23 protein-coding genes, 1 other RNA gene and 1 pseudogene are annotated in these 25,368 nt (G+C 63.4%); 11 read left to right on the top strand and 14 right to left on the bottom strand.

All coding sequences use genetic code 11. The features are described 5' to 3' along the window. Positions 1 to 338: 338 nt before the first annotated feature. The 3 genes from L6637_RS17470 to L6637_RS17480 form a co-directional block, all read right to left on the bottom strand. Positions 339 to 581, bottom strand: a complete 243-nt coding sequence (locus tag L6637_RS17470; protein ID WP_237871589.1) for a hypothetical protein — start codon at positions 579 to 581, stop codon at positions 339 to 341. Positions 582 to 1,262: 681 nt separating this feature from the next. Beyond that, complete coding sequence (locus L6637_RS17475) at positions 1,263 to 1,664, bottom strand: hypothetical protein (RefSeq protein ID WP_237871591.1); 402 nt, start codon at positions 1,662 to 1,664, stop codon at positions 1,263 to 1,265. A 131-nt stretch (positions 1,665 to 1,795) separates the two neighbouring features. Beyond that, positions 1,796 to 2,899 carry a helix-turn-helix domain-containing protein gene (locus tag L6637_RS17480; RefSeq protein ID WP_237871593.1) on the bottom strand — a complete coding sequence of 368 codons (1,104 nt, stop codon included), beginning with the start codon at positions 2,897 to 2,899 and terminating at the stop codon, positions 1,796 to 1,798. Positions 2,900 to 3,156: 257 nt separating this feature from the next. Between L6637_RS17480 and L6637_RS42805 the strand changes: the two genes are divergently transcribed. From L6637_RS42805 to L6637_RS17490, 3 genes are all read left to right on the top strand, one after another. Continuing rightward, positions 3,157 to 3,312 (top strand): AlpA family phage regulatory protein, encoded by a 156-nt coding sequence (locus L6637_RS42805; RefSeq protein ID WP_377802989.1) that lies wholly within the window; start codon positions 3,157 to 3,159, stop codon positions 3,310 to 3,312. Continuing rightward, a complete protein-coding gene (locus tag L6637_RS17485; RefSeq protein WP_237871595.1) occupies positions 3,309 to 3,656 on the top strand; it encodes a hypothetical protein in 348 nt (115 codons plus the stop codon). The genes L6637_RS42805 and L6637_RS17485 overlap by 4 nt, the downstream gene beginning before the upstream one ends. A gap of 166 nt (positions 3,657 to 3,822) precedes the next feature. After that, entirely contained in the window at positions 3,823 to 5,505 is a 1,683-nt protein-coding gene (locus tag L6637_RS17490) for a recombinase family protein (protein ID WP_237871693.1), read from the top strand. Here the strand turns inward: L6637_RS17490 and L6637_RS17495 are convergent. The 6 genes and pseudogenes from L6637_RS17495 to L6637_RS17520 form a co-directional block, all read right to left on the bottom strand. Beyond that, a pseudogene (locus L6637_RS17495) lies at positions 5,481 to 5,624 on the bottom strand (acyl-CoA thioester hydrolase); the annotation flags it as partial. The gene L6637_RS17490 and the pseudogene L6637_RS17495 sit on opposite strands and share 25 nt — an antisense overlap. Positions 5,625 to 5,635: 11 nt before the next feature. After that, a complete protein-coding gene (locus L6637_RS17500) occupies positions 5,636 to 6,559 on the bottom strand; it encodes a metallophosphoesterase (protein WP_237871597.1) in 924 nt (307 codons plus the stop codon). Positions 6,560 to 6,688: 129 nt separating this feature from the next. Further along, on the bottom strand, positions 6,689 to 7,747 hold the full coding sequence (gene ruvB / locus L6637_RS17505; protein WP_128949819.1) for a Holliday junction branch migration DNA helicase RuvB: 1,059 nt from the start codon (positions 7,745 to 7,747) through the stop codon (positions 6,689 to 6,691). After that, entirely contained in the window at positions 7,744 to 8,361 is a 618-nt protein-coding gene (ruvA, locus tag L6637_RS17510; RefSeq protein WP_237863022.1) for a Holliday junction branch migration protein RuvA, read from the bottom strand. The genes ruvB and ruvA overlap by 4 nt, the downstream gene beginning before the upstream one ends. After that, positions 8,358 to 8,885 (bottom strand): crossover junction endodeoxyribonuclease RuvC, encoded by a 528-nt coding sequence (gene ruvC, locus L6637_RS17515; protein WP_237863023.1) that lies wholly within the window; start codon positions 8,883 to 8,885, stop codon positions 8,358 to 8,360. The genes ruvA and ruvC overlap by 4 nt, the downstream gene beginning before the upstream one ends. Before the next feature lie 78 nt (positions 8,886 to 8,963). After that, positions 8,964 to 9,710 carry a YebC/PmpR family DNA-binding transcriptional regulator gene (locus L6637_RS17520; RefSeq protein ID WP_237863024.1) on the bottom strand — a complete coding sequence of 249 codons (747 nt, stop codon included), beginning with the start codon at positions 9,708 to 9,710 and terminating at the stop codon, positions 8,964 to 8,966. 208 nt (positions 9,711 to 9,918) lie between these two features. On the opposite strand from L6637_RS17520, the gene L6637_RS17525 reads away from it, so the two are divergent. The 5 genes from L6637_RS17525 to L6637_RS17545 all read left to right on the top strand — a co-directional run bounded on the left by L6637_RS17525 (position 9,919) and on the right by L6637_RS17545 (position 17,723). Next, positions 9,919 to 11,667, top strand: coding sequence for a methyl-accepting chemotaxis protein (locus L6637_RS17525; protein WP_237871599.1), 1,749 nt, complete (start codon positions 9,919 to 9,921; stop codon positions 11,665 to 11,667). Between the two features lie 118 nt (positions 11,668 to 11,785). Continuing rightward, a complete protein-coding gene (locus L6637_RS17530; protein ID WP_237863026.1) occupies positions 11,786 to 13,210 on the top strand; it encodes a methyl-accepting chemotaxis protein in 1,425 nt (474 codons plus the stop codon). Positions 13,211 to 13,744: 534 nt separating this feature from the next. After that, complete coding sequence (locus tag L6637_RS17535) at positions 13,745 to 14,209, top strand: (2Fe-2S)-binding protein (RefSeq protein WP_237871601.1); 465 nt, start codon at positions 13,745 to 13,747, stop codon at positions 14,207 to 14,209. 8 nt (positions 14,210 to 14,217) lie between these two features. After that, a complete protein-coding gene (locus tag L6637_RS17540) occupies positions 14,218 to 16,383 on the top strand; it encodes a xanthine dehydrogenase family protein molybdopterin-binding subunit (protein WP_237871603.1) in 2,166 nt (721 codons plus the stop codon). Then, positions 16,380 to 17,723, top strand: coding sequence for a c-type cytochrome (locus L6637_RS17545; RefSeq protein WP_237871605.1), 1,344 nt, complete (start codon positions 16,380 to 16,382; stop codon positions 17,721 to 17,723). The genes L6637_RS17540 and L6637_RS17545 overlap by 4 nt, the downstream gene beginning before the upstream one ends. A 300-nt stretch (positions 17,724 to 18,023) precedes the next feature. Here L6637_RS17545 and L6637_RS17550 read toward each other — a convergent pair whose 3' ends face one another. The 5 genes from L6637_RS17550 to L6637_RS17570 all read right to left on the bottom strand — a co-directional run bounded on the left by L6637_RS17550 (position 18,024) and on the right by L6637_RS17570 (position 20,507). Beyond that, positions 18,024 to 18,848, bottom strand: coding sequence for a TIGR00282 family metallophosphoesterase (locus L6637_RS17550; protein WP_237863030.1), 825 nt, complete (start codon positions 18,846 to 18,848; stop codon positions 18,024 to 18,026). After that, complete coding sequence (locus L6637_RS17555; protein ID WP_237863031.1) at positions 18,826 to 19,422, bottom strand: 5-formyltetrahydrofolate cyclo-ligase; 597 nt, start codon at positions 19,420 to 19,422, stop codon at positions 18,826 to 18,828. The genes L6637_RS17550 and L6637_RS17555 overlap by 23 nt, the downstream gene beginning before the upstream one ends. Before the next feature lie 194 nt (positions 19,423 to 19,616). Further along, positions 19,617 to 19,777: non-coding RNA, 6S RNA (ssrS, locus tag L6637_RS17560), on the bottom strand. Between the two features lie 59 nt (positions 19,778 to 19,836). Beyond that, positions 19,837 to 20,220: a cell division protein ZapA gene (locus tag L6637_RS17565; RefSeq protein WP_237871607.1), complete on the bottom strand. Its 384-nt coding sequence runs from the start codon at positions 20,218 to 20,220 to the stop codon at positions 19,837 to 19,839. Further along, a complete protein-coding gene (locus L6637_RS17570; RefSeq protein ID WP_084292232.1) occupies positions 20,217 to 20,507 on the bottom strand; it encodes a DUF4164 domain-containing protein in 291 nt (96 codons plus the stop codon). The genes L6637_RS17565 and L6637_RS17570 overlap by 4 nt, the downstream gene beginning before the upstream one ends. Positions 20,508 to 20,836: 329 nt before the next feature. On the opposite strand from L6637_RS17570, the gene tkt reads away from it, so the two are divergent. The 3 genes from tkt (at position 20,837) to L6637_RS17585 (ending at position 25,312) form a co-directional block, all read left to right on the top strand. Next, entirely contained in the window at positions 20,837 to 22,822 is a 1,986-nt protein-coding gene (tkt, locus tag L6637_RS17575; protein ID WP_237863032.1) for a transketolase, read from the top strand. A gap of 170 nt (positions 22,823 to 22,992) precedes the next feature. Continuing rightward, on the top strand, positions 22,993 to 24,000 hold the full coding sequence (gene gap / locus L6637_RS17580) for a type I glyceraldehyde-3-phosphate dehydrogenase (protein ID WP_237863033.1): 1,008 nt from the start codon (positions 22,993 to 22,995) through the stop codon (positions 23,998 to 24,000). A gap of 115 nt (positions 24,001 to 24,115) precedes the next feature. Further along, a complete protein-coding gene (locus L6637_RS17585; protein ID WP_237863034.1) occupies positions 24,116 to 25,312 on the top strand; it encodes a phosphoglycerate kinase in 1,197 nt (398 codons plus the stop codon). The last annotated feature ends 56 nt before the right edge of the window (positions 25,313 to 25,368 follow it).

Below are 25,368 nucleotides of genomic sequence, written 5' to 3' on the forward strand. Positions count from 1 at the left end.
CTGCACTGAGGTGGTTGTCACAAATTCGTCCTTGGATTCGGGCCTTACGCTCCAGGGGTGCATGATCGGTGGCCAAGCAGGCTTGGCGCAATGGAAGGCAAACCACCCCATTTACCGGTCTGAGGATTGGCACGTTAATCGCTACAAATGCGTGGCAGGTCGCTACGAAGCTAGGGCCAAGATCTGATTTCATACGCAAGCATCTCGATCGTATCCGCCAATGAGGTCATTCAAATAGGCGATGCTTTACTGCGCGGATGAGTCCGTTTGTGGCCCAACTCGGACCTTCGGCGAGCCTCGCCACTGGACCGCTGTTGGGGCAACAGCAGACTCTTTCGCTACTCAAGACCGAGATCACCGGCGCTCAGGGTACGCGTCGCCGGGTTTAGCTCCGGCAGCTCCTCGAACAGGCGTTCGGCGGACTGCATATCGATGAAGGTCGAGCGCCCCAGCTTCTTCGCGACGAGCAGACCTTGCTTGATCAGACGATAGCCCCGAGTCCGGCCAATACCCATCGTCTTGAACGCGACATGGGCGCGTATGTAGCGCCACGTTGGCAGAGATTGTTGGATTTTAGTCATTTCTTGACACCTTACTGTTCATTGACGTTTCGACATGTTCGTTCGAGGCGTCGGAGCTTATTAGGACCGGATGTCCCCCCGAAAGTGCTGGTGCTACAGCGGTGGATCACGCGGGCGCCACCTGCGCCCCGGCTCCCTCCAACAGGAACCTAGAGCGAGGGCTTAGGTCCCATGCAGCAGCGAAACCCGCGCGCCCCCCGCGCACACCCAGAGCTGCGATAGGCCCGTACAGAGGCGGAGGAGAGAGTGTATCCCCCTCTATGATTGGCCCTATGGTCATGGCCTGTTTGGCCGGTGTCGGATGGTGCGTTCCCGCAGTGACCATGAGGCCACACGATCGCCGGCAGTGAGCATCTCGTTTCCGGCCGCCACCGTGATCTGCACAACTGTCGCACCACCATGCAACTGCCGGCGATGGCGGGAGCGCGATTGTCGCTGGCCCACACCAATCATTTGAGCCAAGGCCCTCATAGAGACCCCGCTTAGGGGTGGTCAGAACATTGTTTGACCGGGTGCTGACCGTAGCGTTACGGTTTCTCCATCTCAAATCGGTGTTTGCTGACTCTGCTAGGGCCACTGAGCCGCATTCCGTGTGCCGCGTGCATTTTGGCCCGTCGATCACTGCGCGCGCTGAGCGGACGCCGCTGAGTCAGCACGGCAGCTTCGGAGCTGCCTCACGGATCAGCGAGCGATCGTAGACCGACGACACGGCTCAGAGCGAGCGGGGAGCCGGTGGATCAATCGTTTGTCGAGCAGCTTGCCGAGATCGTTGCGCAGGCACGCCTTGAGACTCCGGCACTCGCGATATTCCGGCCGATCGCGCGCCAGCTCCAGCAAACCCGCTTCCGGCATGTCGGGGTTAGCTGTGATCATCCGCTTCAACCATCGTTCTCGATCGGTGATGCAGAGCGAGTTGTAGTCGATAGTCATGCCCCACAGCACGTCGGCTTCATACTCTGACAGGCGGCGGTGGCGTTCGATTTGCCTCCACGCCCAATCGGGGGTGATGCAATGCGCAGTGATCACCTTCACGAGACGATTGAAGTCGTCGGCGGCCCAGCTCCGGGCCTGCTCGATGGTCATCGCGGCAAGCTCTCTAACGCTGCGGTCGGCCTCGCCGAACTTCTCTCGATAGCTGCGGAGGTCAATAACGTTGGTCATCGTGCGTCTTTCCTATAGGGAGCCACGGGAAGTGGGAGCGGATAGCCGGTCTCTCAAAGATCGAACCGTCGATGAAGCCAGTCTGCCATGCTGAGATGCTCGTGGTGTGGTTCCAACTTGTTGCACTGAATGAGAACGTAACTCATGTCGATACCCGCGTTGAGCGTCAGCTCAAACGCGGACCGAGCTTCTTGCCGATCCCCGATATCGTTCGGGTAGCTGTCACAAAGAATTTCGAAGGCATTGTTTCTGATCTCCCTATCCTCAATCTCATCTCTATCCTCTATGGGGGGTATGCTTCGCATACCCCCTTGGTTATGAGAGAGGTTAACTAAGAGGTTCATCTCAGCCTTCTGAGATTTAGGTTCAAAAGGCTGAGATATAGACGCAGAAGATTGGCATTCATTGGCATCTAGCTGCGCCGCAGAAGGTTCGCAAATCTCAGTCTCTTGAGAGTTAGCCATCGTGTCTCCAGAGACTTCACCCTCCCAAATCTCAGAGGGCTGAGATATCTCGGCCTGAATATCAGCGGACTGAGATTTGGAGTGGTGCTCCATCCGATCGTCGTCAGACAATGACGCACCACTGTTGGCCCTATCGGGACCATCGGGGAGGCCATCCGCGTCTGAGGCCCTGACCAACATGCGGTAGCGGTTGGGGCAACCGCGCCCCTTCTTGCCATGGTGAACGTGGAGATGACCGCGCGCCTCCAGCGCGTCGATTGCGTTCTTGACGGTGCCCTGCGACATGCCGATCTCTCGCGCGATGCACGGCATGCCGGGAAATGCTTCTCCGGTTTCCTTGTTCATGTGATCGGCAATCGTAAAGGCGACGACGAACGTGCTGGCTGTCAGGTTCTTTCGATCAGCGCGAACCTGCTTAAGCCACGCGAACAAGCGGCTGGTGTGCTCGCGCGGCGTGAGCCCGCAGTCGTCGTTGCGGTGATCTTGCGAAGTCGAAGTCGAAGCTCTATGTGGCATGGTATTCCTTGTTTCGGCTTTTGAGCCGTCCGCATCTGGTAATGCGGGCGGCTCTTTTTTCGTCTCAGTGTGATGGTGATTGCTGGCGGCCGACTTAACGCCGCTGGTCGGCGATTCAGGTTCGCCGCCGCCGATTGTGCGGCCGACGAAATCGATTGCGCAATGGAAAGATCGCAAATCAAAATGCTAAATTTCGTGGAAAGCGGAAGACACATGGGGTGGGGAAAAGCGGCCAGGGGTGGCGACTATAGCGCGACGGCCGTTGAAGTTCGGCAAGCATCGACTATGTCGGGCTCTTGGAAATGGGCGGAAGTCTGGTGAACCACCAAGCAACGCCCATCCCAATACGGATCGCTCTCCATAGGGAGTGCGACCCGCTTCAATGGGATCAGGACAATGGATAAAGCCAACAGGAGCTTGGTCAGCTTCGCTGAATTGAAGCCACGCTTCGGCGTGCCCTTTACTCGTCGGTATCTGCTCACGCTCAGAGGAAGTTTCCGGCTCGCGTGTCGGTCAGCGACCACCGCGTCGCTTGGATCGAGGCTGAGGTGCGGCAGTGGATTGATCGCAAGGTGAGGGTGCGGCAGTGAAAAATCCGAAGCACTGGAACTGCGTTGATTGCGGAGTGAATACGGCTAAGGGTGGTCCGACTGAGGAGTTTGCTAGAAGGAAGGTCAAGCGCGGCGTCGCGAAGGTATGGCAGGCGGACAAGACTTGGGAAGTTTATGAGGTCAATCCTCAGGTTTGGAAGGCTGCGAGATGCCGAAGTGTCCTTTGCATAGGTTGCATTGAGCAGCGCATCGGTCGGCGTCTTACTCCCGCCGACTTCACCGATGGCGAACTTAACCAGATCGTCGGCACAAAGCGGCTTTCCGATCGCAAGGGTTTTCGTGGCAAGCGCGAGTTCGGCTTCCTCAACCCGATGTTTGGTTAGCAGTTCGCTCGAAGCACTGCTTTTTTGCCTTTTTCCGACCACGCGCTGACGACCAACGACAACGTGTGTCGCGAAGGCGCGACCTAGCACCGATATGTCGATCTGCGCAGCCGACACAGGCTATGATCTTTGATCAAGCCGAATGGAACGCATGCCAATGACTAGGATGAAAACGGCAGTCGCTTATGCGCGGTTCTCAAGCGATCTTCAAAAAGATCGTTCGATCGATGACCAAGTTGCTCTGTGCGAGAACATCGCGAAGCAGCATGGTTATCGCATCGCGAAGGTCTACAGTGATCGAGCCAAGTCAGCCGCGACGCTTTTCGAGAGGGATGCCCTACTCGAACTGATGAAGGACGTAAAGGCCGGGAAGTTTTCAGCCGTGGTCTGCGAGTCCCTCGATCGCATCAGCCGCGATCAGGAAGATTTAGCGGGCATCTTCAAGCGCCTCCAGTTTCGCGAGATCAAGCTCCTCACTGGCGAAGGAGAGACGAGCAGCATTCACGTCGGGGTGCGCGGCATCGTCGGCAGCATGTTTCTGACCGATCTCGGCAACAAGGTGAAGCGGGGTCACAACGGACGAGTGCGTGAGGGTAAATTTCCCGGCGCTGTGACCTATGGTTATTCCCGAGTGCCCGGCAAGCCGGGCGTGCGCGAAATTCATCCAGAGCATTCCAAGGTCGTGCTCAGAGTCTTTCGTGAGTACGCATCAGGTAAGACGACGCGCGAGATCGCGGCCGGACTGACCAGAGACGGCATCCTTACGCCGAGCGGTGGGAAACACTGGAACCATCAGACATTCACGGGCGGTCGCGGTGGAAAGCGGGGCATGATCGGCAATCAGATTTACATCGGCCGGCTAATCTGGAATGCGAACCGTTCTGTCCTCGACCCAGATAGCGGTAAGAAACTCAAGCGTCGCGGCAAGCCGGAGGATGTGATCACGGTTGAAGTGCCGCATCTGCGGATCGTGCCGCAGGAGCTTTGGGATGCCGCCAACAGCGTTTGCACGAGCCGGGCTGAGGCCAAGTTTGGAGCCGGAGGGAAGCGCCCGCAGCGCATCGGGTATCGCCCATATAGCCGGGAGCACCTGCTAGCGGGCCTGCTCTCCTGCGGCTCCTGCGGCGGCCATATGAGGATTGCTCAAGTGTCCCGCGACGGTGGACCGCGCGTCGCTTGTGCTGCTGCGCATCAGCTCGGCACGTGCCAACATCGCAAGTCATATGACATGAAGGTGTTAGAGGAGACAGTGCTTGCCGGCATAAAGGCCCACTTAACCAGCCCAGAGGCCTTAAAGGAATTCACCAAGGGCTATCACGCCGGATGGGCCGAGCGGCAACGAGAGATGCGCTCAGATCGCGAAAACACGCAACGGGCTCTTAATCGGGCTACTGTCGCGATTGATAGGGTTGTCACCGCGATCACGGAGAGCGACGAGCCTGTTAAGGCCCTGACGGAGAAGCTCAGGAGGCTGGAGACTGAGCGCGCTGGTTTGGAGGAGAAGCTCCGGCTCATCGAGAGCGACGGCGGAGCCAACGTTGTCAGCCTGCATCCAGCAAGCATCGGCAAGTTTGCCACGAGCATCGACGCGCTTCACGCTGCCTTGACGCGAGGCGGTGACCCCGTTGCCCTCGCGCCCTTCCGCTCCGCCTTCCGCAATGTGTTCGACCGGATTGTGGTGCATCCGACCGGCAAGCGGATGCCTTACGAGATCACGCCATACGCTCGGCTCAGCGCGATTATAGGCGTGGAGCTGTTCCCGAAGGTGCGCAGCACAGAAGAAATACTGAAAGAACAAGGGTTTGGCTGTGCCGATTTTGTCGGCCCGGAAAAATCCGTGTCCTCGTAGTAGACGCGGACCTGCATGTGGTGGCGGCCATCGCGGATCTCGCCGTCGAGATGAGCTGTCACGTCGCGAGCCTCTTCGCTTGTCGCTAGAGGTCCGTTTTGCGCAAAAACGGCCGGCAGCGCAAGCGCGGCTAGGACACGGTTTCCACCGGCGCCCGCCCCAGCGTCACCTCGACAATCTCCGGCGGCACGCCGACGCGGACCGGAATGATGCTGCAACCGAGGCCGCCGGAGATGACGACGTCGCACTTCAGCCGCAGATGGCCATAGACGAGCGGAACGCCATGCTGCCGCGGAAGCGCCGGCGACCAACCGAGCAAGCGGACTTGTCCGCCGTGGGTGTGACCGGACAGCTGCAGCGCAACGCGCGCGGGCACGCGCGTCGCGATATAGGGCTCATGCGCGAGCAGAACGATCGGCGCATCGTCGGTGATCTTTGCCAGCGTCGCATTGAGATCGTCGGCCCCGAAACTCCGCGCGTGGCCATAGCGCGGCCCCGGAACGTAAGCGAGCTGATCACCGAGGCCCGCGAGCCAGAACGAGCGGCCATCCTTCGTGAGACGCGCAACATCGTTCTCGTAAACGGGAATGCCGGCCGCCTCCAGCGCACGATGTGCGACCGTCGGCCCGTGCCCGGCGCGCTGTACGACCTTGTCGTCCCAATAGTCGTGATTGCCCATGACGGCGTGAACACCGAGCGGCGCCTTCAGGCCAGCCAACAGCCTCGCCCACTCTGCGGCCGGGATGATGCGCGTGACGTGGTGATGGCCGGCAACATAGTCGCCGAGCAGAGCGATCAGATCGGGCTTGATCGCGTTGGTCTGGTCGACGATGCCCTCGATCCGCTCCAGCGACATCCAGGGATCGCAGGCGTGGATGTCGGCGATCACGGCGATCTTCAGCGGCAAGTCCACAGGCCATTGCCGCGGCGTCGGATGGTAGCGCGTGATGCGCGGCCGCAGTTCCGGCTCGACGCCGACGCCATAGGCGGCCGTCGAGATGCCGAGTGCCGAAAGGCCGCCGACGGAACGGATGAGATGACGCCGAGAGATCATAGAAGCCTGCTGGTGATGTGCTTCCGTGATGCGGTTTGAATGGAGCGAAATTGGGGTGCGCTTGTGCAGATCATCTGCACAGGATTACCGAAAGTTCATGACGGCCGGAGCAATGCGCGTTACCGCAAATTACTCGTCGCTCTCGTCCGTGCCAAACAGGCCAAACTGGGCCGCGGCATCGCGCGATGGCTCGGCGATACCCAGATGACGAAAGGCGTGCGAGGTGAGCAGGCGGCCGCGCGGGGTGCGCTGCAAATAGCCACACTGGATCAGATACGGCTCGATGATGTCCTCGATCGCATCGCGCGGCTCGGACAACGCCGCGGCCATCGTCTCCACGCCAACCGGGCCGCCGCCATAGTTCGTCGCGATGGTCGTGAGGTAGCGCCGGTCCATGGCGTCGAGGCCGGCGGCATCCACTTCGAGTGCGCTCAGCGCATGATCAGCGATCTTGCGATCGATCTTGTCGGCATTGGCAGCGGAGGCGAAATCGCGCACGCGACGCAACAGGCGCCCTGCGATACGCGGCGTGCCGCGAGCACGGCGCGCAATCTCGTTGGCGCCATCGGCGCTCATGCCGACATTGAGCACGCGCGCGCCGCGGGTGACGATGCTCTCCAACTCCTCGATCGTATAAAAGTTGAGCCGAATCGGAATGCCGAAGCGATCGCGCAGGGGATTGGTGAGCAGGCCGGCGCGCGTGGTGGCGCCGACGAGGGTGAATTTGGACAGCTCGATCTTGACCGAGCGCGCCGCGGGCCCTTCGCCGATGATGAGGTCGAGCTGAAAATCCTCCATCGCGGGATAGAGCACTTCTTCCACGGCAGGGCTCAGACGATGAATCTCGTCAATGAAGAGCACGTCGCGCTCTTCGAGATTGGTGAGGAGAGCTGCGAGATCGCCGGCCTTGGCAATCACGGGGCCCGACGTGGCACGAAAGCCGACGCCAAGCTCTTTCGCCACGATCTGCGCCAGCGTGGTCTTGCCAAGACCGGGCGGCCCGACGAACAGCACGTGATCCAACGCCTCGCCGCGCTTGCGCGCCGCTTCAATGAAGATCGAGAGATTCTTGCGCGCCTGCTGCTGGCCGACGAAGTCGGACAGCGATTGCGGGCGTAGCGCGGTGTCGCCGACGTCGTCGCTGCGGCGCTCGGGCGAAACCATGCGGTTGGCCTTGGGATCACTCACTTCGAGAGTTCCTTCAAGCCAAGACGAATGAGCTGCGCCGTTTCGGCGTTCTCACCGGCGCTACGCGATGCCGATGCGATCGCCGCAGCCGCTTGCGGCTGACCGTAGCCAAGATTGACCAGCGCGGAGATCGCATCCGCGACGGGCCGCGGCGCGCGCTGGTCGTCGACGGCGCCGGCGAGGTGCACGACGGCGGGATCGACATTGGCGAAGGCCGGCGCCTTGTCCTTTAATTCGGTAACGATGCGCTCCGCGACCTTCGGCCCGACGCCGGGCGTGCGCGCCACCGCGGCCTTGTCGCGCAGAGCAATCGCATTGGCGAGATCGGCCGGCGCCAGCGTGCCAAGCACCGCGAGTGCGACCTTGGCGCCGACGCCCTGCACGGTCTGCAGCAGCCGAAACCATTCACGCTCCTGGTCGGTGCGGAAGCCGAACAGTTTGATCTGATCCTCGCGGACATAGGTCTCGATCGACAATACGGCCGCCTCACCTGGCGATGGCAAGTGCTGCAAGGTGCGAGAGGAGCAATGCACCTGATAGCCGACGCCGCCGACGTCGAGGATGACAAAATCCTCGCCGTAGGAATCGATCAGGCCCTTGAGCTTGCCGATCATAGTCCCGCCACCTTCAGCCGCAGCGCCGTGCTCTGGCGGTGATGGGCGTGGGTGATGGCGATGGCCAGCGCATCCGCGGCGTCAGCCGACGGCGGTTCGGCCTTGGGCAGCAATATCTTCAGCATCATCGCGATCTGCTGCTTGTCGGCGTGCCCGGCGCCGACCACCGTCTTCTTCACCTGATTCGGCGCGTATTCGGCGACGGAGATCCCGAACATTGCGGGCGCCAGCATGGCGACGCCGCGGGCCTGGCCGAGTTTCAGCGTCGCGACGCCGTCCTTGTTCACAAAAGTCTGCTCGACCGCCGCTTCCGTCGGCCGGTGGCTGGAGAGAATGGCCGCGAGCCCTTCATGGATCGCCAATAACCGGCTGGACAACGGCAAATCGTCCGGCGGTTCCACCGAACCGCAGGCGACGTAGATCAGACGGTTGCCCTCAGCCTCGATCACGCCCCAGCCGGTGCGGCGCAGGCCGGGATCGATGCCGATGATGCGAATGGGTTGGCGAATCGGGAGCGCGGTCATGGGCCAGTGATAGCGGTTGGCCCATGATAGCGAAACAGAAACAGAACAGAAGTCCCCCGGGGAAAGGCGGCTAGAGCCCTACCCGCCCATCTTGGCGACCAGCGCGTCCGAGATCTCGAAATTGGCGTAGACGTTCTGGACGTCGTCGTGCTCGTTGAGCAGGTCCATTAGCTTCAAGAGCTTCTCACCGGTCTCGTCGTCGACCGCGACCGTGTTCTGCGGCTTCCAGATCAGCGCGGCCTTGCGCGGCTCGCCGAACTTGGCTTCCAGCGCCTTGGCGACGTCGCGATAGCCTTCGGTCGATGCGTAGATCTCGTGGCCGCCCTCACCCGAGACCACGTCGTCGGCACCGGCCTCGATCGCGGCATCGAGCACCGAATCGTCATCGGCGACGCTGCGGTCGTACTCGATGACGCCGGTGCGGTCGAACATGAAGGAGACCGAGCCGGTTTCGCCGAGATTGCCGCCGGATTTGGTGAAGAAGGAGCGGATGTCGGAGGCGGCGCGGTTGCGGTTGTCGGTCAGCGCCTCGACGATGACGGCAACGCCGCCGGGGCCGTAGCCCTCGTAGCGGATCTCGTCATAGTTCTCGCCGTCGTTGCCGAGCGCCTTCTTGATGGCGCGCTCGATATTGTCCTTCGGCATGTTCTCCTGCCGGGCGGCGATCACGGCAGCGCGCAGGCGGGGGTTCATGGCGGGATCAGGCGTGCCGAGCTTGGCGGCGACGGTGATTTCCCGCGCCAGCTTGCCGAACAGCTTCGACTTCTGGGCATCCTGCCGCCCCTTGCGGTGCATGATGTTCTTGAATTGGGAATGTCCGGCCATGCGTGATCTTCTCTAGGGAATCGTGCGTCAAAGGTGAGCGTGGGGAAGCGCGGCGTTATAGGCCGCCAACCCACCGGAATGAAAGAGTTTCTCATACTTTAAGGTAAGATCGTAGAGGCCTTTGCCCAGAAGTCAGGCACCGTTAACCCTGATTTCATTCCGGCCTGCAAAAATAGCGTCCGCCCATCTCCCGACAAGAGTAGACCCAATGGCGTTTGCATTTTTCCGGAAGCGCCTGCCAGACACGGCCGCGCCGGCGGCAGCCCCGCAGACGGCTGAGCCGGCAGCCCAGTCCGCGCCGGCTCCGGCCACTGATGCCGATTCGGCCCGGGAAATCCTGGAACTGCTGGAACTCGAGCTCGGCGCGATGATCCGCCAGCTCGAGCGCGCCGCCAATTCGGTGGCGGGGGGCGCCGAGGCGACCGCGGCGACCCTCGCCGACATCCGCCAGCGTACCGACGCGCTGACCGGGCGGGCCAATGCGGCGCAGTCCAACGCCTCGAGCTTCGCCCATGCCGCCGACAAATTCACACAGTCCGCGCAAGGGATCGGCGCGCAGGTCCGCGAGGCCGGCAAGCTCGCCGATCAGGCCAGCGATGCCGCGCAGGAAGCGCGCGCCAATGTAGACCGCCTGCGCGAGTCCTCCGCGGCGATCGGCAACGTCGTCAACCTGATCGCCCAGATCGCGCGGCAGACCACCCTCCTCGCACTCAACTCGACCATCGAGGCCGCGCGCGCCGGCGCAGCCGGCAAGGGCTTTGCAGTCGTCGCCACCGAAGTGAAGGCACTGGCGGTGCAGACCCAGAGCGCGACGGAGGAGATCTCCAAGAAGATCGACGCACTGCAGCGCGACGCCGCAGGCTCCGCCGACGCGGTGCATCGGATCTCGCAGGCGATCGAGGCGATCCGCCCGGTGTTCGACACCGTCAACGGCGCGGTGGCCGAGCAGAACGCCACCACCAACGAGGTCTCGGGCAACGCGAGCAGCGCCTCGCAATTCATCATCGCGGTCGGCGAGAGCGCGGCCGAGATCGACGCGGCGACCAAGGCGGCCGAAACCCATGGCGAAAACGTCGCCAGCGCCGGCAAAGCCGTGACGACCTTCGCACAGAAGCTGAAATCGCGCTGCGCCGTGCTTCTCAAGCAGAGCGAGCACGACGACCGCCGCAAGACCGAGCGGCTGCCCTGCCATCTCAAATTCGACGGCGCGCGCGGCGTGTTGCCGGTCTATGAGATCGCGATGGACGGCGTCTTGATCGGCGGAGCGGAAGCAGGCCGGCTCGCGCCGCAAGCGATCATCGACGGCAGCCTCGAAGATATCGGCGCCTGCCGCCTGCGCGTGATCGAGCAATCCAAGGCCGGCGCCCGCACGCAGTTCGTCAGCCCCAATGCCGAGCTGCGCGAAAAGATCGAAGACAAGCTCTGGTCGATCCACGAGGAGAATACCGAGTTTGTCACCCGCGCGATGGAGGCGGGCAACGCGCTGACAAAGATCTTCGAGCAGGCCGTCACCCGCGGCGAGGTCAAGATGGATGACCTCTTCGACACGGATTACGCGGAGATATCAGGCACCAACCCGCAGCAATACCGCACGAAATATCTCGACTGGGCCGACCGCGCGCTGCCGCCATTCCAGGAAGCGTTCCTCGCCAAGGAACCGCGCATGGCGTTCTGCGCCATGGTCGACCGCAACGGCTTCCTGCCTGTTCACAACAAGATCTATTCGCATCCGCAGCGGCCGGGCGATGTCGCCTGGAACACGGCCAATTGCCGCAACCGCCGCATCTTCAACGATCCGGCGGGGCTGGCAGCCGCGCACAACCAGCGCTCGTACCTGATCCAGAGCTATGCGCGCGACATGGGGAACGGCAACACGGTGATGATGCGCGAGATCGACGTCCCGATCCGCGTGCAGGGCCGGCACTGGGGCGGATTTCGCACTGCTTACAAGCTCTAGGGCGCCTCTCGTGCACTCTCGGGCAAGACGGGGCGCGCGAATCATCCTTTAAGCTCGAGCCTGGAATGGGAATGCCGCGGAGGGCCGGCGAACGGCTCCGATTAAAGAAAGCCCGTACATGTCCCTTGCACAGGTTGCAGTGCTCGACACCGGATCGAACCGGACGCTCGCCGAACGGCTGATCGACCAGCTCGCCGACCGCATCGGTGGCCTCGGCGTCGAGCTTGCCGACATCGCCGGCAACGTCCAGGAAGTCGCCAACCGCGTCGCCAACCAGTCGGAGCGGTTCCACCACCTGCAGAAGACGGCGGAGACCATGGTCTCCGCCAACCACGACATCGCCAATGCCTCGCAGGCGGTGCAGTCGACCACTTCGGCCGCGGTTGGCGAGATCGCGCAGTCGCGCGGCGCGGTCGATACCGCGGTCAGCCACATCTCCGAACTCGTTGCAGCCGTCGAGCGCATCGAGGCGCGCCTGGCCGCCGTCGGCTCGGCGCTGGCGCAGGTGGCCAAAGTCTCCGGCTCGATCGAGGCGATCGCCAAGCAAACCAATCTGCTCGCCCTCAACGCAACCATCGAGGCCGCGCGGGCCGGCAGCGCCGGACGCGGATTCGCCGTGGTCGCAAGCGAGGTCAAGAACCTCGCGGAGGCGACGCGGCAGGCGACGCACCAGATCTCCGACACCGTGCGCGATCTCGACGGCCAGATCGAGGGCCTGATCGGCGAGAGCAGCGACGCCTCGCAGCGCGCCAAGACCGCGGGCGAAGGCGCGCAAGCGATCTCCGGCATCATCTCGCGGGTCCAGCAAGGCTTTGCTTCGGTCGAAGCCGAGATCGACAGCGTCACGCGCGCGGCGACCTCCAACCTCGGCCATTGCGACACCGTCATCAACGAGCTCAACGAGCTCGCCAAGGGCGTCGACCTTTCCTCACGCGACCTCAAGAGTGCCGACCAGCGCGTGACAAAGCTGCTCGACACCTCCGAAGACCTGATCGCGCTGATCGCCGACAGCGGCGTCGAGACCTCGGATGCGCCGCTGATCCGTGTCGTCGTCGAGACCGCCAAGCGGATCTCGGCCGAGTTCGAGGCCGCAATCGGTCGCGGCGAGATCACGCTCGACCAGCTGATGGACGAGAACTACCGGGAGATCGCTGGCACCGATCCCAAGCAATACAACACCGCCTATGTCGACTTCACCGATCGCCTGCTGCCTGCGATCCAGGACCCGATTCAGAAGTCCGATCCCCGCATCGTGTTCTGCGTTGCCTGGGCCAAGGGCGGCTACCTGCCGACCCACAATCCGAACTACCGCCTGCCGCAAGGCAAGGACCCGGTCTGGAACAACGCCAATTGCCGCAACCGCCGCCTGTTCACCGATCGCGCGGTGAAGAAGGTCGCGGCGAACACAAAGCCGTTCCTGCTGCAGACCTACCGCCGCGACATGGGTGGCGGACAGTTCGTGCTGATGAAGGACCTGTCCTCGCCGATCACGGTCCGCGGCAAGCACTGGGGTGCGTTCCGGATGGGTTTCCGGCAGAGCTAGAGTCAAATCTCGAAAACAACCCCATGCACAGTAGCGAGGGCGCAGGCAATCAACGGCTTAGCGCCTCGTCGCGGTTCGGGCGCCGACGAACCCTTGACGCGTCGGGCAAAACAGGCGCATAATGCTATTATTCCGAAATCGCCATGCGCCGTCGCCCTCTCCCGCGAGGGGAGAGCGCACAACAATCGGCCCCCTCGATTAGTCCGCCGGACATGCTCACCACTGCTCGACTTTCCCAATCGCACGAGTTTCGTCATCGCATGGTTTTGCGCATTCGCACGATGATCTGCGGCGATCAACGGCGCGCATGACGAAAAAGCGTCAGAACATGACGATTATCATATCACTTAGCCCAAAACTGCTGCATTCATTCCTGCACAAATTCGTGAACGTCATGGCCTGACGCTTCGCATGCGCAGATATGCATTGCTGCGAATTTGAAAGCTTCATCGTTTCGCATCGGTATGATTATGGTCGCGCGATGTTTTCGCCGACGAGATCGCCGTCAGCGATCTGGCGAAGAAGGGAATGCATATGGCAACAACTCTCACCATCAACGGCGAAACGAAATCCTTTGACGCGCCACCGGACATGCCGCTGCTGTGGGTGCTGCGCGACATCTTAGGGATGACCGGCACCAAGTTCGGCTGCGGCATCGCGCAGTGCGGCGCGTGCACGGTGCATGTCGACGGCAGGGCCGTACGCTCCTGCGTACTACCAATCGGCACCGTCGCGAACCGCGCCATCACCACCATCGAGCATGTCGGCAGCACGCCTTCGGGTGCGAAGGTGCAGAAGGCCTGGTTGGAGGCCGAAGTGATCCAGTGCGGCTATTGCCAGTCCGGCCAGATCATGTCGGCCGCGGCGCTGCTGGCGGCAACGCCCAATCCAGACGATGCCGACATCGATGCGGCGATGGCCGGCAACATCTGCCGCTGCGGCACCTATGTGCGCATCCGCGAGGCCATCAAGCTCGCCGCCTCCGGCCGCCAGTCGTGAGATCCGCCATGAATGCACAGAACAGCGTCTCCCGCCGCACGCTCCTGACCGGCGGCCTTGCCACCGGCGTGCTACTCGCCTTCCATCTGCCGCTGCGCGCCGCGCCGAACGAGCCGGTGCAGAAGGACACGACCGACGGCAAATTCGCACCCAACGCCTTCATCCGCATCGACAGGAACGGCCGCACGGTGCTGATGATGCCCCAGGTCGAGATGGGCCAGGGCACCTACACCTCGATCTCGGCCGTGATCGCCGAAGAGCTCGATGCCGACTGGAGCAAGGTCGAGGTGCAGCACGCACCACCCAACGACAAGCTCTACGCCAATCCGACCTTCGGCCTGCAGGTCACCGGTAACTCGAACTCGATCCGCGCCTGGTGGACGCCGCTGCGCAAGGCCGGCGCCACCGCACGCGCGATGTTGATACAAGCCGCGGCCAGCCAATGGGGCGTCGAGCCCGCAAGCTGCACGGCATCGAGGGGAGAGATCGCGCATGCCGCGAGCGGCCGCAAGCTCGGCTACGGCGAGCTGGCGCTTGCAGCCCAAAGCCAGACGCCGCCGAAGGATGTCGCGGTCAAAGATCCCAAGGATTTCGTCCTGATCGGCCAGCCGCTGAAGCGGCTCGACACACCCGACAAGGTCAACGGCAAGGCGCTCTACGGCATCGACGCGATCCTGCCCGACATGAAGATCGCGGCGATCGCCAACTGCCCTGTGTTCGGCGGCAAGGTCGGCAAGGTCGACGACAGCGCGGCGATGAAGATCGCCGGTGTGCGCAAGGTCGTCGTGCTCGACGACGCCGTCGCCGTGATCGGCGATCACATGTGGGCGGCGAAGAAAGGCCTCGAAGCGCTCGAGATCGAGTGGAACGAAGGGCCTAACGCAAAGATCACAACACAAGACATCTGGGACGACCTCCGCAAGGTCAGCGCGAAGGACGGCGCGGTGGCGAAATCCACCGGCGACATCGCCAAGGCGCTCGCGACCGGCGACAAGTTCGAGGCGGCCTACGAGCTACCGTTTTTGGCCCATGCCTCGATGGAGCCGATCAATGCGACCGTGCGGGTCACCAAGGATTCCTGCGAGATCTGGACCGGCACGCAAATCATGACCCGCGTGCAGTCCGAGGCGGCGAAGGCCGCCGGCGTTTCCGTCGACAAGGTGATCGTCAACCAGCATCTGCTCGGCGGCGGCTTTGGCCGCAAGCTCGAGCCGGACATGGTCGTCGCCGCAGTGAAGGTCGCAAAGCAGGTCGACTATCCCGTCAAGGTGATCTGGACCCGCGAGGAGGACATCCAGCACGACGTCTATCGTCCTGTCTATCGCGACCAGATCACGGCGTCGCTGGTCGACGGCAAGGTCGCGGCGTGGAAGTACAAGGTCGCCGGCTCCGCCATTTTGGCGCGCTGGCTGCCGCCCGCGTTCCAGAAGGGCATCGACATCGATGCGATCGACGCCGCGGTCGACGCACCCTACGACTTCGCCAATTTCCACGTCGAATATGTCCGCGCCGAGCCGCTGTCGGTGCCCACCGGCTTCTGGCGCGGCGTCGGCCCAAACAACAATGTGTTCGCGGTCGAATGCGCGATGGATGAGCTGGCGCGCAAAGCCGGAAAGGACCCGATCGAATTCCGCCGGGCCATGCTGACCAAGAACCCGCGCATGCTTGCGGTACTCAACCAGGTCGCGGAGAAATCCGGCTGGGGTGAGAAATTGCCGCCGCGCGTCGGCCGCGGCGTCTGTGTGCAGCCGTCCTTCGCGAGCTTCATCGCGACCGTGGTGGAGGCCGAGATCGATGACATCGGCGAGATCGTGCTCCGCCGCGTGACTTCCGTTGTCGACACCGGCATCGCCGTCAACCCCGATACGGTGAAGGCGCAGATTGAAGGCGGCTTGATCTTCGGCCTCACCGCCGCGCTCTATGGCGAAATCACCATCGACAAGGGCCGCGTGCAACAGTCGAACTTCCACGACTACCGCATGATGCGCATCAACGAGACCCCGAAGATCGAAGTGACCGTCGTCAAAAGCGGTGAAGCGCCCGGCGGCATCGGCGAGGCCGGCGTCAACGCCGGACCGCCGGCGCTGCGCAACGCGATTCTTGCCGCGTCAGGCGTGGCGCTGCGGCGCCTGCCAATCGATCGGAAACTGCTGGCTGCGGGGAAGAAGGCATGAGCAGGACAATGCGTATCCTCGCAAGCATCGTTGTGATCGCCATCGTCGCGGTGGGGATCGGCGTATGGATCATCCGCGGGCCGGGCCCGCTCGATTTTGCCGGCGGCACGAAGGTGGCTCTGGGCGATTACAGCGCCGGCAAGCCCGCAGGCGTGCCGGCCAAGCTCGAGAAGGCAAGCCTTGTCGAACGCGGCGAATATCTCGCCAAGGCGGCGGACTGCATGGTCTGTCACACCAAGCCGGGTGAGAAGGACTATGCGGGCGGGCTCGCCTTCAAGCTGCCGTTCGGCACGCTCTATTCGACCAACATCACGCCTGACAAGGACACCGGCATCGGCAATTACAGCGACCAGGATTTCCTCAACGCCGTCCAGCGCGGCAAGCGCCATGACGGCGCGCGGCTCTATCCGGCGATGCCGTACACGTCCTACACTTACATGAACGACGAGGACGTGCTGGCGGTGAAGGCCTATCTGTTCAGCCTGCCGGCGGTGCGCGCCAAGGCGCCCGACAATACGCTGTCGTTCCCCTTCAACCAGCGCTGGGCGATGATCTTCTGGTCCGCCGTGTTCAATCCGGACACGCGCTTTGCGCCTGATACCTCGAAGAGCCCGGAGTGGAATAGAGGTGCGTATCTAGCGGAAGCGCTGGCGCATTGCGGGGAGTGCCATACGCCACGCAATCTCGGCTTCGCGCTCGACAACCGCAAGAAGTTCGCCGGCGCCATCACCGCCGGCTGGCACGCCTTCAACATATCTTCCGACAAGGCGACCGGCCTCGGCAACTGGAGCGATGAGGATCTGATCTCGTACCTGTCGGTTGGCCACGCGCCCGGCCATGGCTCGGCCTCGGGTCCGATGGGCGAAGCGGTCGACCACAGCTTCAGCCAGTTCGCGCCGGAGGACATCCGCAGCATTGTTGCGTATTTGCGCAGCGTGCCGCCGCAATCCTCACCCGACCTGCCCGCCACCACGGCGCCGGTCGCACCTAGCTCGCACAAGGACGGCGTCACAGCAGACGCCCGTGGCAAGAAGGTGTTCGCCAGCGCCTGCGCCAGCTGCCACGGCTGGAGCGGTGAGAGCCCGGTCTCGCCGATGGCGACACTCACCGGCACCTGGGCCGTCAACGACCCCGCCGCCACCAACGTCGCGCAGATCGTGATCTCCGGCACCATCAGGCATACGCCTGACGGCGCGCTGTCGATGCCGGCGTTCGGCAATGCCTATAGCGACGACGAGATCGCTGCGGTGGCGAACTACGTGACTGCGCGGTTCGGCACGAAAGGCTCGAAGCTGACGGCGAAGGATGTGGCGGAGCTGAGGGAGCAGACGGCGGAGTAGTGCGCTGGTGAGATTGATGCGCGGTCGCGCGTCAATCTCACCCGTCGTCCCGGCGAAGGCCGGGACCCATACGCCGCAGCAATCGTTTTACGAAGACTCGGAGTGACCGGCTTCGCGCAGCAACTACTCCCTGTGGTTATGGGTACCGGCCTTCGCCGGGACGACACCGAGGGTGTAGCGTCGTAGGATGCGCAAAGCGAAAGCGTGCCCACGCACTTTTCGAAGATGGAGAGAGATCGTGGGCACGGCGCGAGTGCGCCTTTGCCCACCCTACGGTTTCTGTGGGTGAAGCTTCGTTCTTCAGCTCAACCAGAACTTCGGCGTCGCCGGCTCCAGCCGGCCACCGACGCGCACCGGTGCGATCTTCAGCGCAAGCCCTGTCGCATCATCCGTCTCGACCGCAACACCGCTCAGCGTCGCAACGCCCGCGGCCGGCTCGAAGCGGCCCGACGGAATCCCCGACGTAAACCTCCGCAGCGGCTCTTCCTTCTGCATGCCGATGATGGAATCGTAATCGCCGGTCATGCCGGCATCCGTCATGTAGGCCGTGCCGCCTGACAGGATCTGGTGGTCGGCGGTCGGCACATGCGTATGCGTGCCGACGACGAGGCTGGCGCGGCCGTCGCAGAAGAAGCCGATGCCCTGCTTCTCGCTACTCGCCTCGCAATGGAAATCGACGACGATGGCATCGGCGGCAACGCCGAGCGGACAGGCGCCCAGCTCGCGCTCGAGCGCTGCAAAGGGATCGTCGAACGGGGTCATGAAGACGCGGCCCAGCGCGTTGACGACGAGGGCATGCTTGCCGTTCTTGGTCTCGACCAAGGCAGCGCCACGGCCGGGCGTGCCGCGCGGATAGTTCGCGGGACGCACCAGGCGCTCGGCGCGCTCGATGAACACCAGCGCCTCGCGTTGGTCCCAGGAGTGATTGCCCAAGGTCACCGCGTCGGCACCGGCGTCGAGAAACTCCTGATAGATCGCCTCCGTGATGCCGAAGCCGCCGGCGGAATTCTCGCCGTTGACGACGACGAAATCGAGCGACCAGTCCTTGACCATGCCGGGCAGATATTCGGCGATGGCGTTGCGACCGCTACGGCCGACGACATCACCCACGAACAGAATGCGCAACTTCAGAACTCCGGAAATCGAACACGTCGGATTCCGTTAGCACATAATCCAGCGCGACGTCGTGGGCCAGTGCCGGAACCGCCTTGATCTCCTGCGCCGCAAAAGCAAGCCCGATGCCGACGATGTTCTTGGTCTTCCGCAAATGCGCGAAGGTGAAATCGTAATGTCCCGCGCCATAGCCGATGCGATGGCCAAGACGATCGAAGGCGGCGAGCGGCGTCAGCATGATGTCGGGGATGACCTCGGCGGCCGCCGGCGACGGTTCGGGAATGCCGAGCGGGCCGAGCATCAGGCGGTCGTTCGGATGGAAGATGCGGAAGACCAGCGATTGGCCGCGCGCGGTGACGCAGGGCAGCGCCAGCCTGGCGCCGTCCTCGGCGAGCTTCTTCAGCAGCGGCAGGGGGTCGATCTCGCTGCGGATCGGCGAATAGCCGGAGACGATGCTGCCAGGCAGCAGCTTGAACGGCAGCCCGCGCTTGGCGAGCTTTGCGGCGGCGGCGGTGCGCTTCTTCTCGCTCAACGCGTCGCGCGCCGCGAGGGCTTTGGCGCGGAGTTCGGATTTGGTGTTGGTCATGTGCGCTTGCTCCGAATGCGAAGCCTTGCTCCGCCGTCATCGCCCGCGGATGCGGGCGATCCAGTATTCCAGAGACGCCAGTGATGAAACATCGACGCCGCGGCGTACTGGATGCCCCGGTCAAGCCGGGGCATGACACTGCCGGTTTGTCGTGGACAGCTAGTCGACAAGAACGCATTGCAAGCAAACAAAAGTGCGAAGCCGCAAACGCCGTTGAAGCACTCGATCCCGGAGTTCCCTACGAAAGTAGGTGGGCACCATATGTCCGGGCCCACGGGCCCGGCCAGGGACAGTTCCCTAAAGGATCGATAAGGCCCCGGGGATATATGGCTCCGGACGCGCGTCGCAGCCTCGCTCGCGCAATGTAACAACGATACTGACGAATCGCCAGCCCGGTGAACGGGCGGCTCCAAATCACCCGATCGCGATCCCGCCTCCGACGGTGCGGTTCAGCACCTGGGTCGACTTCTCGATGCGTTCGGCTGCCGAGTTCAGCGCATTCACCACGGCGGTCTGGGTCAATCTGGCGCGCTCGACGGCGGCGTTGCGGAAATCCCGGAGCTCGACCAGCTCCTGCTCCATGGTGCGGATGCGGTTGCCGGCATCGACCAGCTCGTCGCAGACGGTCAGCGCCGCCATCACGGTGAGGCGCGCATCGCCGATCTCGCCGAACTTTCCGCGCAACGACTGGATGCGCGTCTCCAGGCTTTCGGCGAGCTTGAGCAGCCGCACCTCCTGGCCTTCCTCGCAGGCCATGCGGTATTGCCGGGCATTGATGGTGACGTTGATGTGGCTCATCCGTCCTCTCCGGTATCGAGCACAGAGCGTATCGTGACGATCGCGGAATCCAGCCGATCGGAGATTTCGCGATTGGTGCGCTCGAGCTTGCGCGCCTTCACAAGCGCACCATCGAGCTCGTCGGCAAGGCGCGAGCGGTCCGCACCCAGCGCCTGGATTCGCGTTGCAAGCTCGTTCTCGTCGCGATCGGCATCGCGCCGCCGCTCGACCGCGCTTTCGAGCGCGTCGAGCGCCGCCGTGAGTCTGCGGGTCGCGATCTCGATCTCGACGGCGGAGGACTCCGTCATGGCAGAGCTTTTGGATACGCGATCGTTCATGCAGTCAGCGGCGGAACCTGTGGGCCTTGCCCGTGGCCTTTACCTCAGGGACTTGCCGGCCGGCAAAAGACTCGGTTCGGCAAGCGGTTAGAAGCAGAAATTTACGTGGCAAGCTAGCGAATCGCAACGCCGCCGCGAAACTATGCACCGCTAAGCAGCGTTTACCGCCAAACAGACGTTTGACCACCTTGGACTCCCGGAACCGAGATGCTATCCCAGCCGCGACCCCAGCGGCCGAAAGGCTCCTTTCCGCGCGGGCGAACTGCCGCCAAGCGCCTCATTTCAGACGGATTTCAGACATGACGCAGGTCGACCACAACCGCATGGCCAACGCGATCCGCGGCCTCTCGATGGACGCTGTCGAGAAAGCGAAATCGGGCCATCCCGGCCTGCCGATGGGCGCCGCCGACATCGCCACGGTGCTGTTCACGCAGTTCCTGAAATTCGATGCGGCAGCCGTCGACTGGCCCGACCGTGACCGCTTCGTGCTCTCGGCCGGCCACGGCTCGATGCTGCTCTATTCGCTGCTGTACCTCACGGGCAACGCCGCGATGACGCTGGATCAGCTGAAGAACTTCCGCCAGCTCGGCTCGCTGACCCCGGGTCATCCCGAGAACTTCCACACCAAGGGCATCGAGACCACCACCGGTCCGCTCGGTCAGGGCATCTCGACCGCGGTCGGCATGGCGCTCGCCGAGAAGATGCTCGCCGCCGAGTTCGGCAAGAAGATCGTCGACCACCACACCTATGTGCTCGCCTCCGACGGCGACCTGATGGAAGGCGTGTCGCAGGAAGCGATCGCGATGGCCGGCCACTGGAAGCTCGGCAAGCTGATCGTGCTCTACGACGACAACGGCATCTCGATCGACGGCCCGACCTCGATCGCCGACTCGGTCGACCAGGTGAAGCGCTTCAAGGCGTGCGGCTGGGCCGCCGAGAAGATCGACGGCCATGACCAGGCCGCGATTGCAGCTGCGATCACCCGCGCGCAGAAATCCAACAAGCCGACGCTGATCGCCTGCCGCACCACCATCGGCTTCGGCGCGCCGCACAAGGCCGGCACGGCGAAGGCGCATGGCGAAGCGCTCGGCGCCGACGAGCTGAAGGCCGCCAAGGAAAATCTCGGCATCTCGCTCGAGCCGTTCTCCGTGCCCGATGACGTGCTGAAGGCCTGGCGCGCAGCAGGCAGCCGCGGCGCCACGGCTCGGCAGGAATGGGAGGCACGGCTCGGCGAGCTCGGCAGCCGCAAGCGCGCCGAGTTCGAGCGCCGCCTGCGCCACGAGCGTCCTGCTTCGCTCGCCAAGGCCGTGCGCGCCTACAAGAAGGAGCTGCTGGAAAAGCCGATGAATGCGGCGACCCGCAAGTCGTCGGAAGCCGTGATCGAAGTGATCGCCGGCGCGATGCCGATGGAATTCCTCGCAGGCTCCGCCGACCTGACCGGCTCCAACAACAACAAGGCGAAGTCTGCGACCGCCTTCTCGGCGAAGACGCCGAAGGGCCGCTTCATCCACTATGGCATCCGCGAGCACGGCATGTGTGCCGCGATGAACGGCATCTTCCTGCATGGCGGCTTCGCACCGAACGGCGCAACTTTCCTGGTGTTCACCGACTACGCGCGGCCCGCGATGCGCCTCGCCGCGCTGATGGGCGCCGGCGTCGTCTACGTGATGACGCACGACTCCATCGGCCTTGGCGAAGACGGCCCGACCCACCAGCCGGTCGAGCACCTCGCAGCGCTGCGCGCCATCCCCAACATGCGCGTGTTCCGTCCCTGCGATGCCATCGAGGTCGCCGAGTGCTGGGAGCTTGCGCTGAATCGCGTGGACGGTCCGACCGTGCTGGCACTGACGCGGCAGAACCTGCCGCAGCTCCGCACCACTGCGCCGAACGAAAGTCCCTGCGCGGCCGGCGCCTACGAGCTGGTCGCCGCCCAGGGCGAAGCCAAGGCGACGCTGTTCGCCTCCGGCTCCGAGGTCGAGATCGCGGTGGCCGCCCAGAAGCAGCTCGCCGAGCGCGGCATCCCGTCGCGTGTGGTCTCGGTGCCCTCGCTCGAACTGTTGTTAGCGCAACCAGAGGCCAAGCGCGCCGCCATCATCGGCAACGCGCCGGTCAAGGTCGCAATCGAGGCCGCGGTGCGCTGGGGCTGGGATGCCGTGATCGGCCAGGATGGCGAATTCGTGGGCATGCATTCGTTCGGCGCGAGCGCACCGGCGAAGGACCTTTACAAGCACTTCGGTATTACCGCCGAGGCCGCAGTTAACGCTGTGCTGAAGCGCGTTTCCTGAGAGTTGAGCTTGCCAAAAAAAAGGACTACGTAAGGTCCCATATGATCAAGCACCGCCCGGCCGAACCGGGCGTCCGCCTCTAAAAAACCCTCGCAGGCGCGCAAAGCGCGTTGTGCGGGATGATGGGGTCATTGAACAGCCGTCACTGAACGGTCATAAGGAGACGAAACATGGCAGTCCGCGTTGGAATTAACGGTTTTGGTCGCATCGGCCGCAACGTCCTGCGGGCTATCGCCGAGTCCGGCCGCAAGGACATCGAGGTCGTCGGCATCAACGATCTCGGCCCGGTCGAAACCAATGCTCATCTCCTCCGCTACGACAGCGTTCATGGCCGCTTTCCCGGCACGGTGACCGTCGATGGTGACTCGATCAATCTCGGCAGCGGCAAGATCAAGGTGACCGCCGAGCGCGATCCCTCGAAGCTGCCCTGGAAGGATCTCGGCGTCGACATCGCGCTGGAATGCACCGGCATCTTCACCTCCAAGGACAAGGCCTCCGCGCATCTCGCCGCCGGCGCCAAGCGCGTGCTGGTCTCCGCACCCGCTGATGGCGCCGACGCCACCATCGTCTTCGGCGTCAACCACGAGACGCTGACCAGGGATCATCTGGTCGTCTCCAACGGCAGCTGCACCACCAACTGCCTCGCGCCGGTCGCCAAGGTGCTGAACGATCTCGTCGGCATCGAGACCGGCTTCATGACCACGATCCACGCCTATACCGGCGACCAGCCGACGCTGGACACGCTGCACAAGGATCTCTATCGCGGCCGCGCGGCGGCGATGTCGATGATCCCGACCTCGACCGGTGCTGCGAAAGCGATCGGCCTCGTGCTGCCCGAGCTGAAGGGTAAGCTCGATGGTGTCGCGATCCGCGTGCCGACCCCGAACGTCTCGGTCGTCGACCTCAAGATCGTCGCCAAGCGCGCCACCGACGCCAAGGAAATCAACGCGGCGATGAAGCGCGCCAGCGAGCAGCAGCTCAAGGGCGTGCTCGGCTACACCAGCGCGCCGAACGTCTCGATCGACTTCAACCACGACCCGCATTCCTCGACCTTCCACGAGGACCAGACCAAGGTGCAGAACGGCACGCTGGTGCGCGTGATGTCCTGGTACGACAACGAGTGGGGCTTCTCGAACCGCATGGCCGACACCGCCGTTGCGATGAGCAAGGTGATCTAACTCCGCAGCGATTTGGTCATTCCGGGATGGTCCGAAGGACCAGACCCGGAATCTCGAGATTCCGGGTTCGCGCTACGCGCGCCCCGGAATGACAATCCAAGTGGTGAGATATCCCATGACCAACAAATTCCGCACCCTCGACGACGTCGACGTGAAGGGCAAGCGCGTGCTGCTGCGCGTCGATCTCAACGTGCCCATGGACAATGGCCGCGTCACCGACGCGACCCGGCTCGAGCGCGTCGCGCCGACCATCAATGAAATCGCCGACAAGGGCGGCAAGGTCATCCTGCTCGCGCATTTCGGCCGGCCGAAGGGCCGCGACCCCAAGGAATCGCTCAAGCCGGTTGCGGAAGCGCTGTCGAAGGTCGTGAACAAGCCGGTCGGCTTCGCCGACGACTGCATCGGCGAACCCGCGGCCAAGGCGGTTGCGGCGTTGAAGGACGGCGACATCCTCTGTCTGGAAAACACCCGCTTTCACAAAGAGGAAGAGAAGAACGATCCGGCCTTCGTCGCGGAGCTGGCAAAGCTCGGCGACATCTGGGTCAGTGACGCCTTCTCGGCGGCGCACCGCGCTCACGCCTCGACCGAAGGCCTCGGCCACAAGCTGCCGGCCTATGCCGGCCGCACCATGCAGGCCGAGCTCGACGCGCTGGAGAAGGCGCTGGGCTCGCCGACCAAGCCCGTCATCGCCATCATCGGCGGCGCCAAGGTCTCGACCAAGATCGACCTGCTGGAAAACCTCGTCACCAAGGTCGATGCGCTGGTGATCGGCGGCGGCATGGCCAACACTTTCCTGCACGCCCAGGGCGTCGGCGTCGGCAAGTCGCTGGCCGAGAAGGATCTCGCAGCCACCGCGCTGCGCATCATGGAGAAGGCGGAAGCCGCCAACTGCGCCATCATCCTCCCGGTCGACGCCACCGTCGCCTATCATTTCGCGGCGAACGCGCCCTCGCATGCTTACGGGCTCGATGCGATCCCGGCCGACGGCATGATCCTCGACGTCGGCCCGCAATCGATCGTGCGCGTCCAGGCCGCGATCGACGATGCCGCCACGCTGGTCTGGAACGGACCGCTCGGGGCCTTCGAGATGCAGCCGTTCGACCGCGGCACCGTCGCGGCCGCCAAGCACGCGGCCGAACGAACGAAGGCGAAAAAGCTGATCTCGATCGCGGGCGGCGGCGACACGGTTGCGGCGCTCAACCAGGCCCACGTGGCCGGTCAATTCACCTATGTCTCGACCGCCGGCGGCGCGTTTCTTGAATGGATGGAAGGCAAGCCCCTGCCCGGCGTCGAAGTGCTTCGCACCAAGTAACTTGGCAGCAAGTAATCAAACGGCAGGAAACAAGCGGCCCTCAGGCCCAAACGGAG

The sequence above is a fragment of the Bradyrhizobium zhengyangense genome, assembly GCF_022012435.1.
Classification (GTDB): Bacteria; Pseudomonadota; Alphaproteobacteria; order Rhizobiales; family Xanthobacteraceae; genus Bradyrhizobium; species Bradyrhizobium zhengyangense.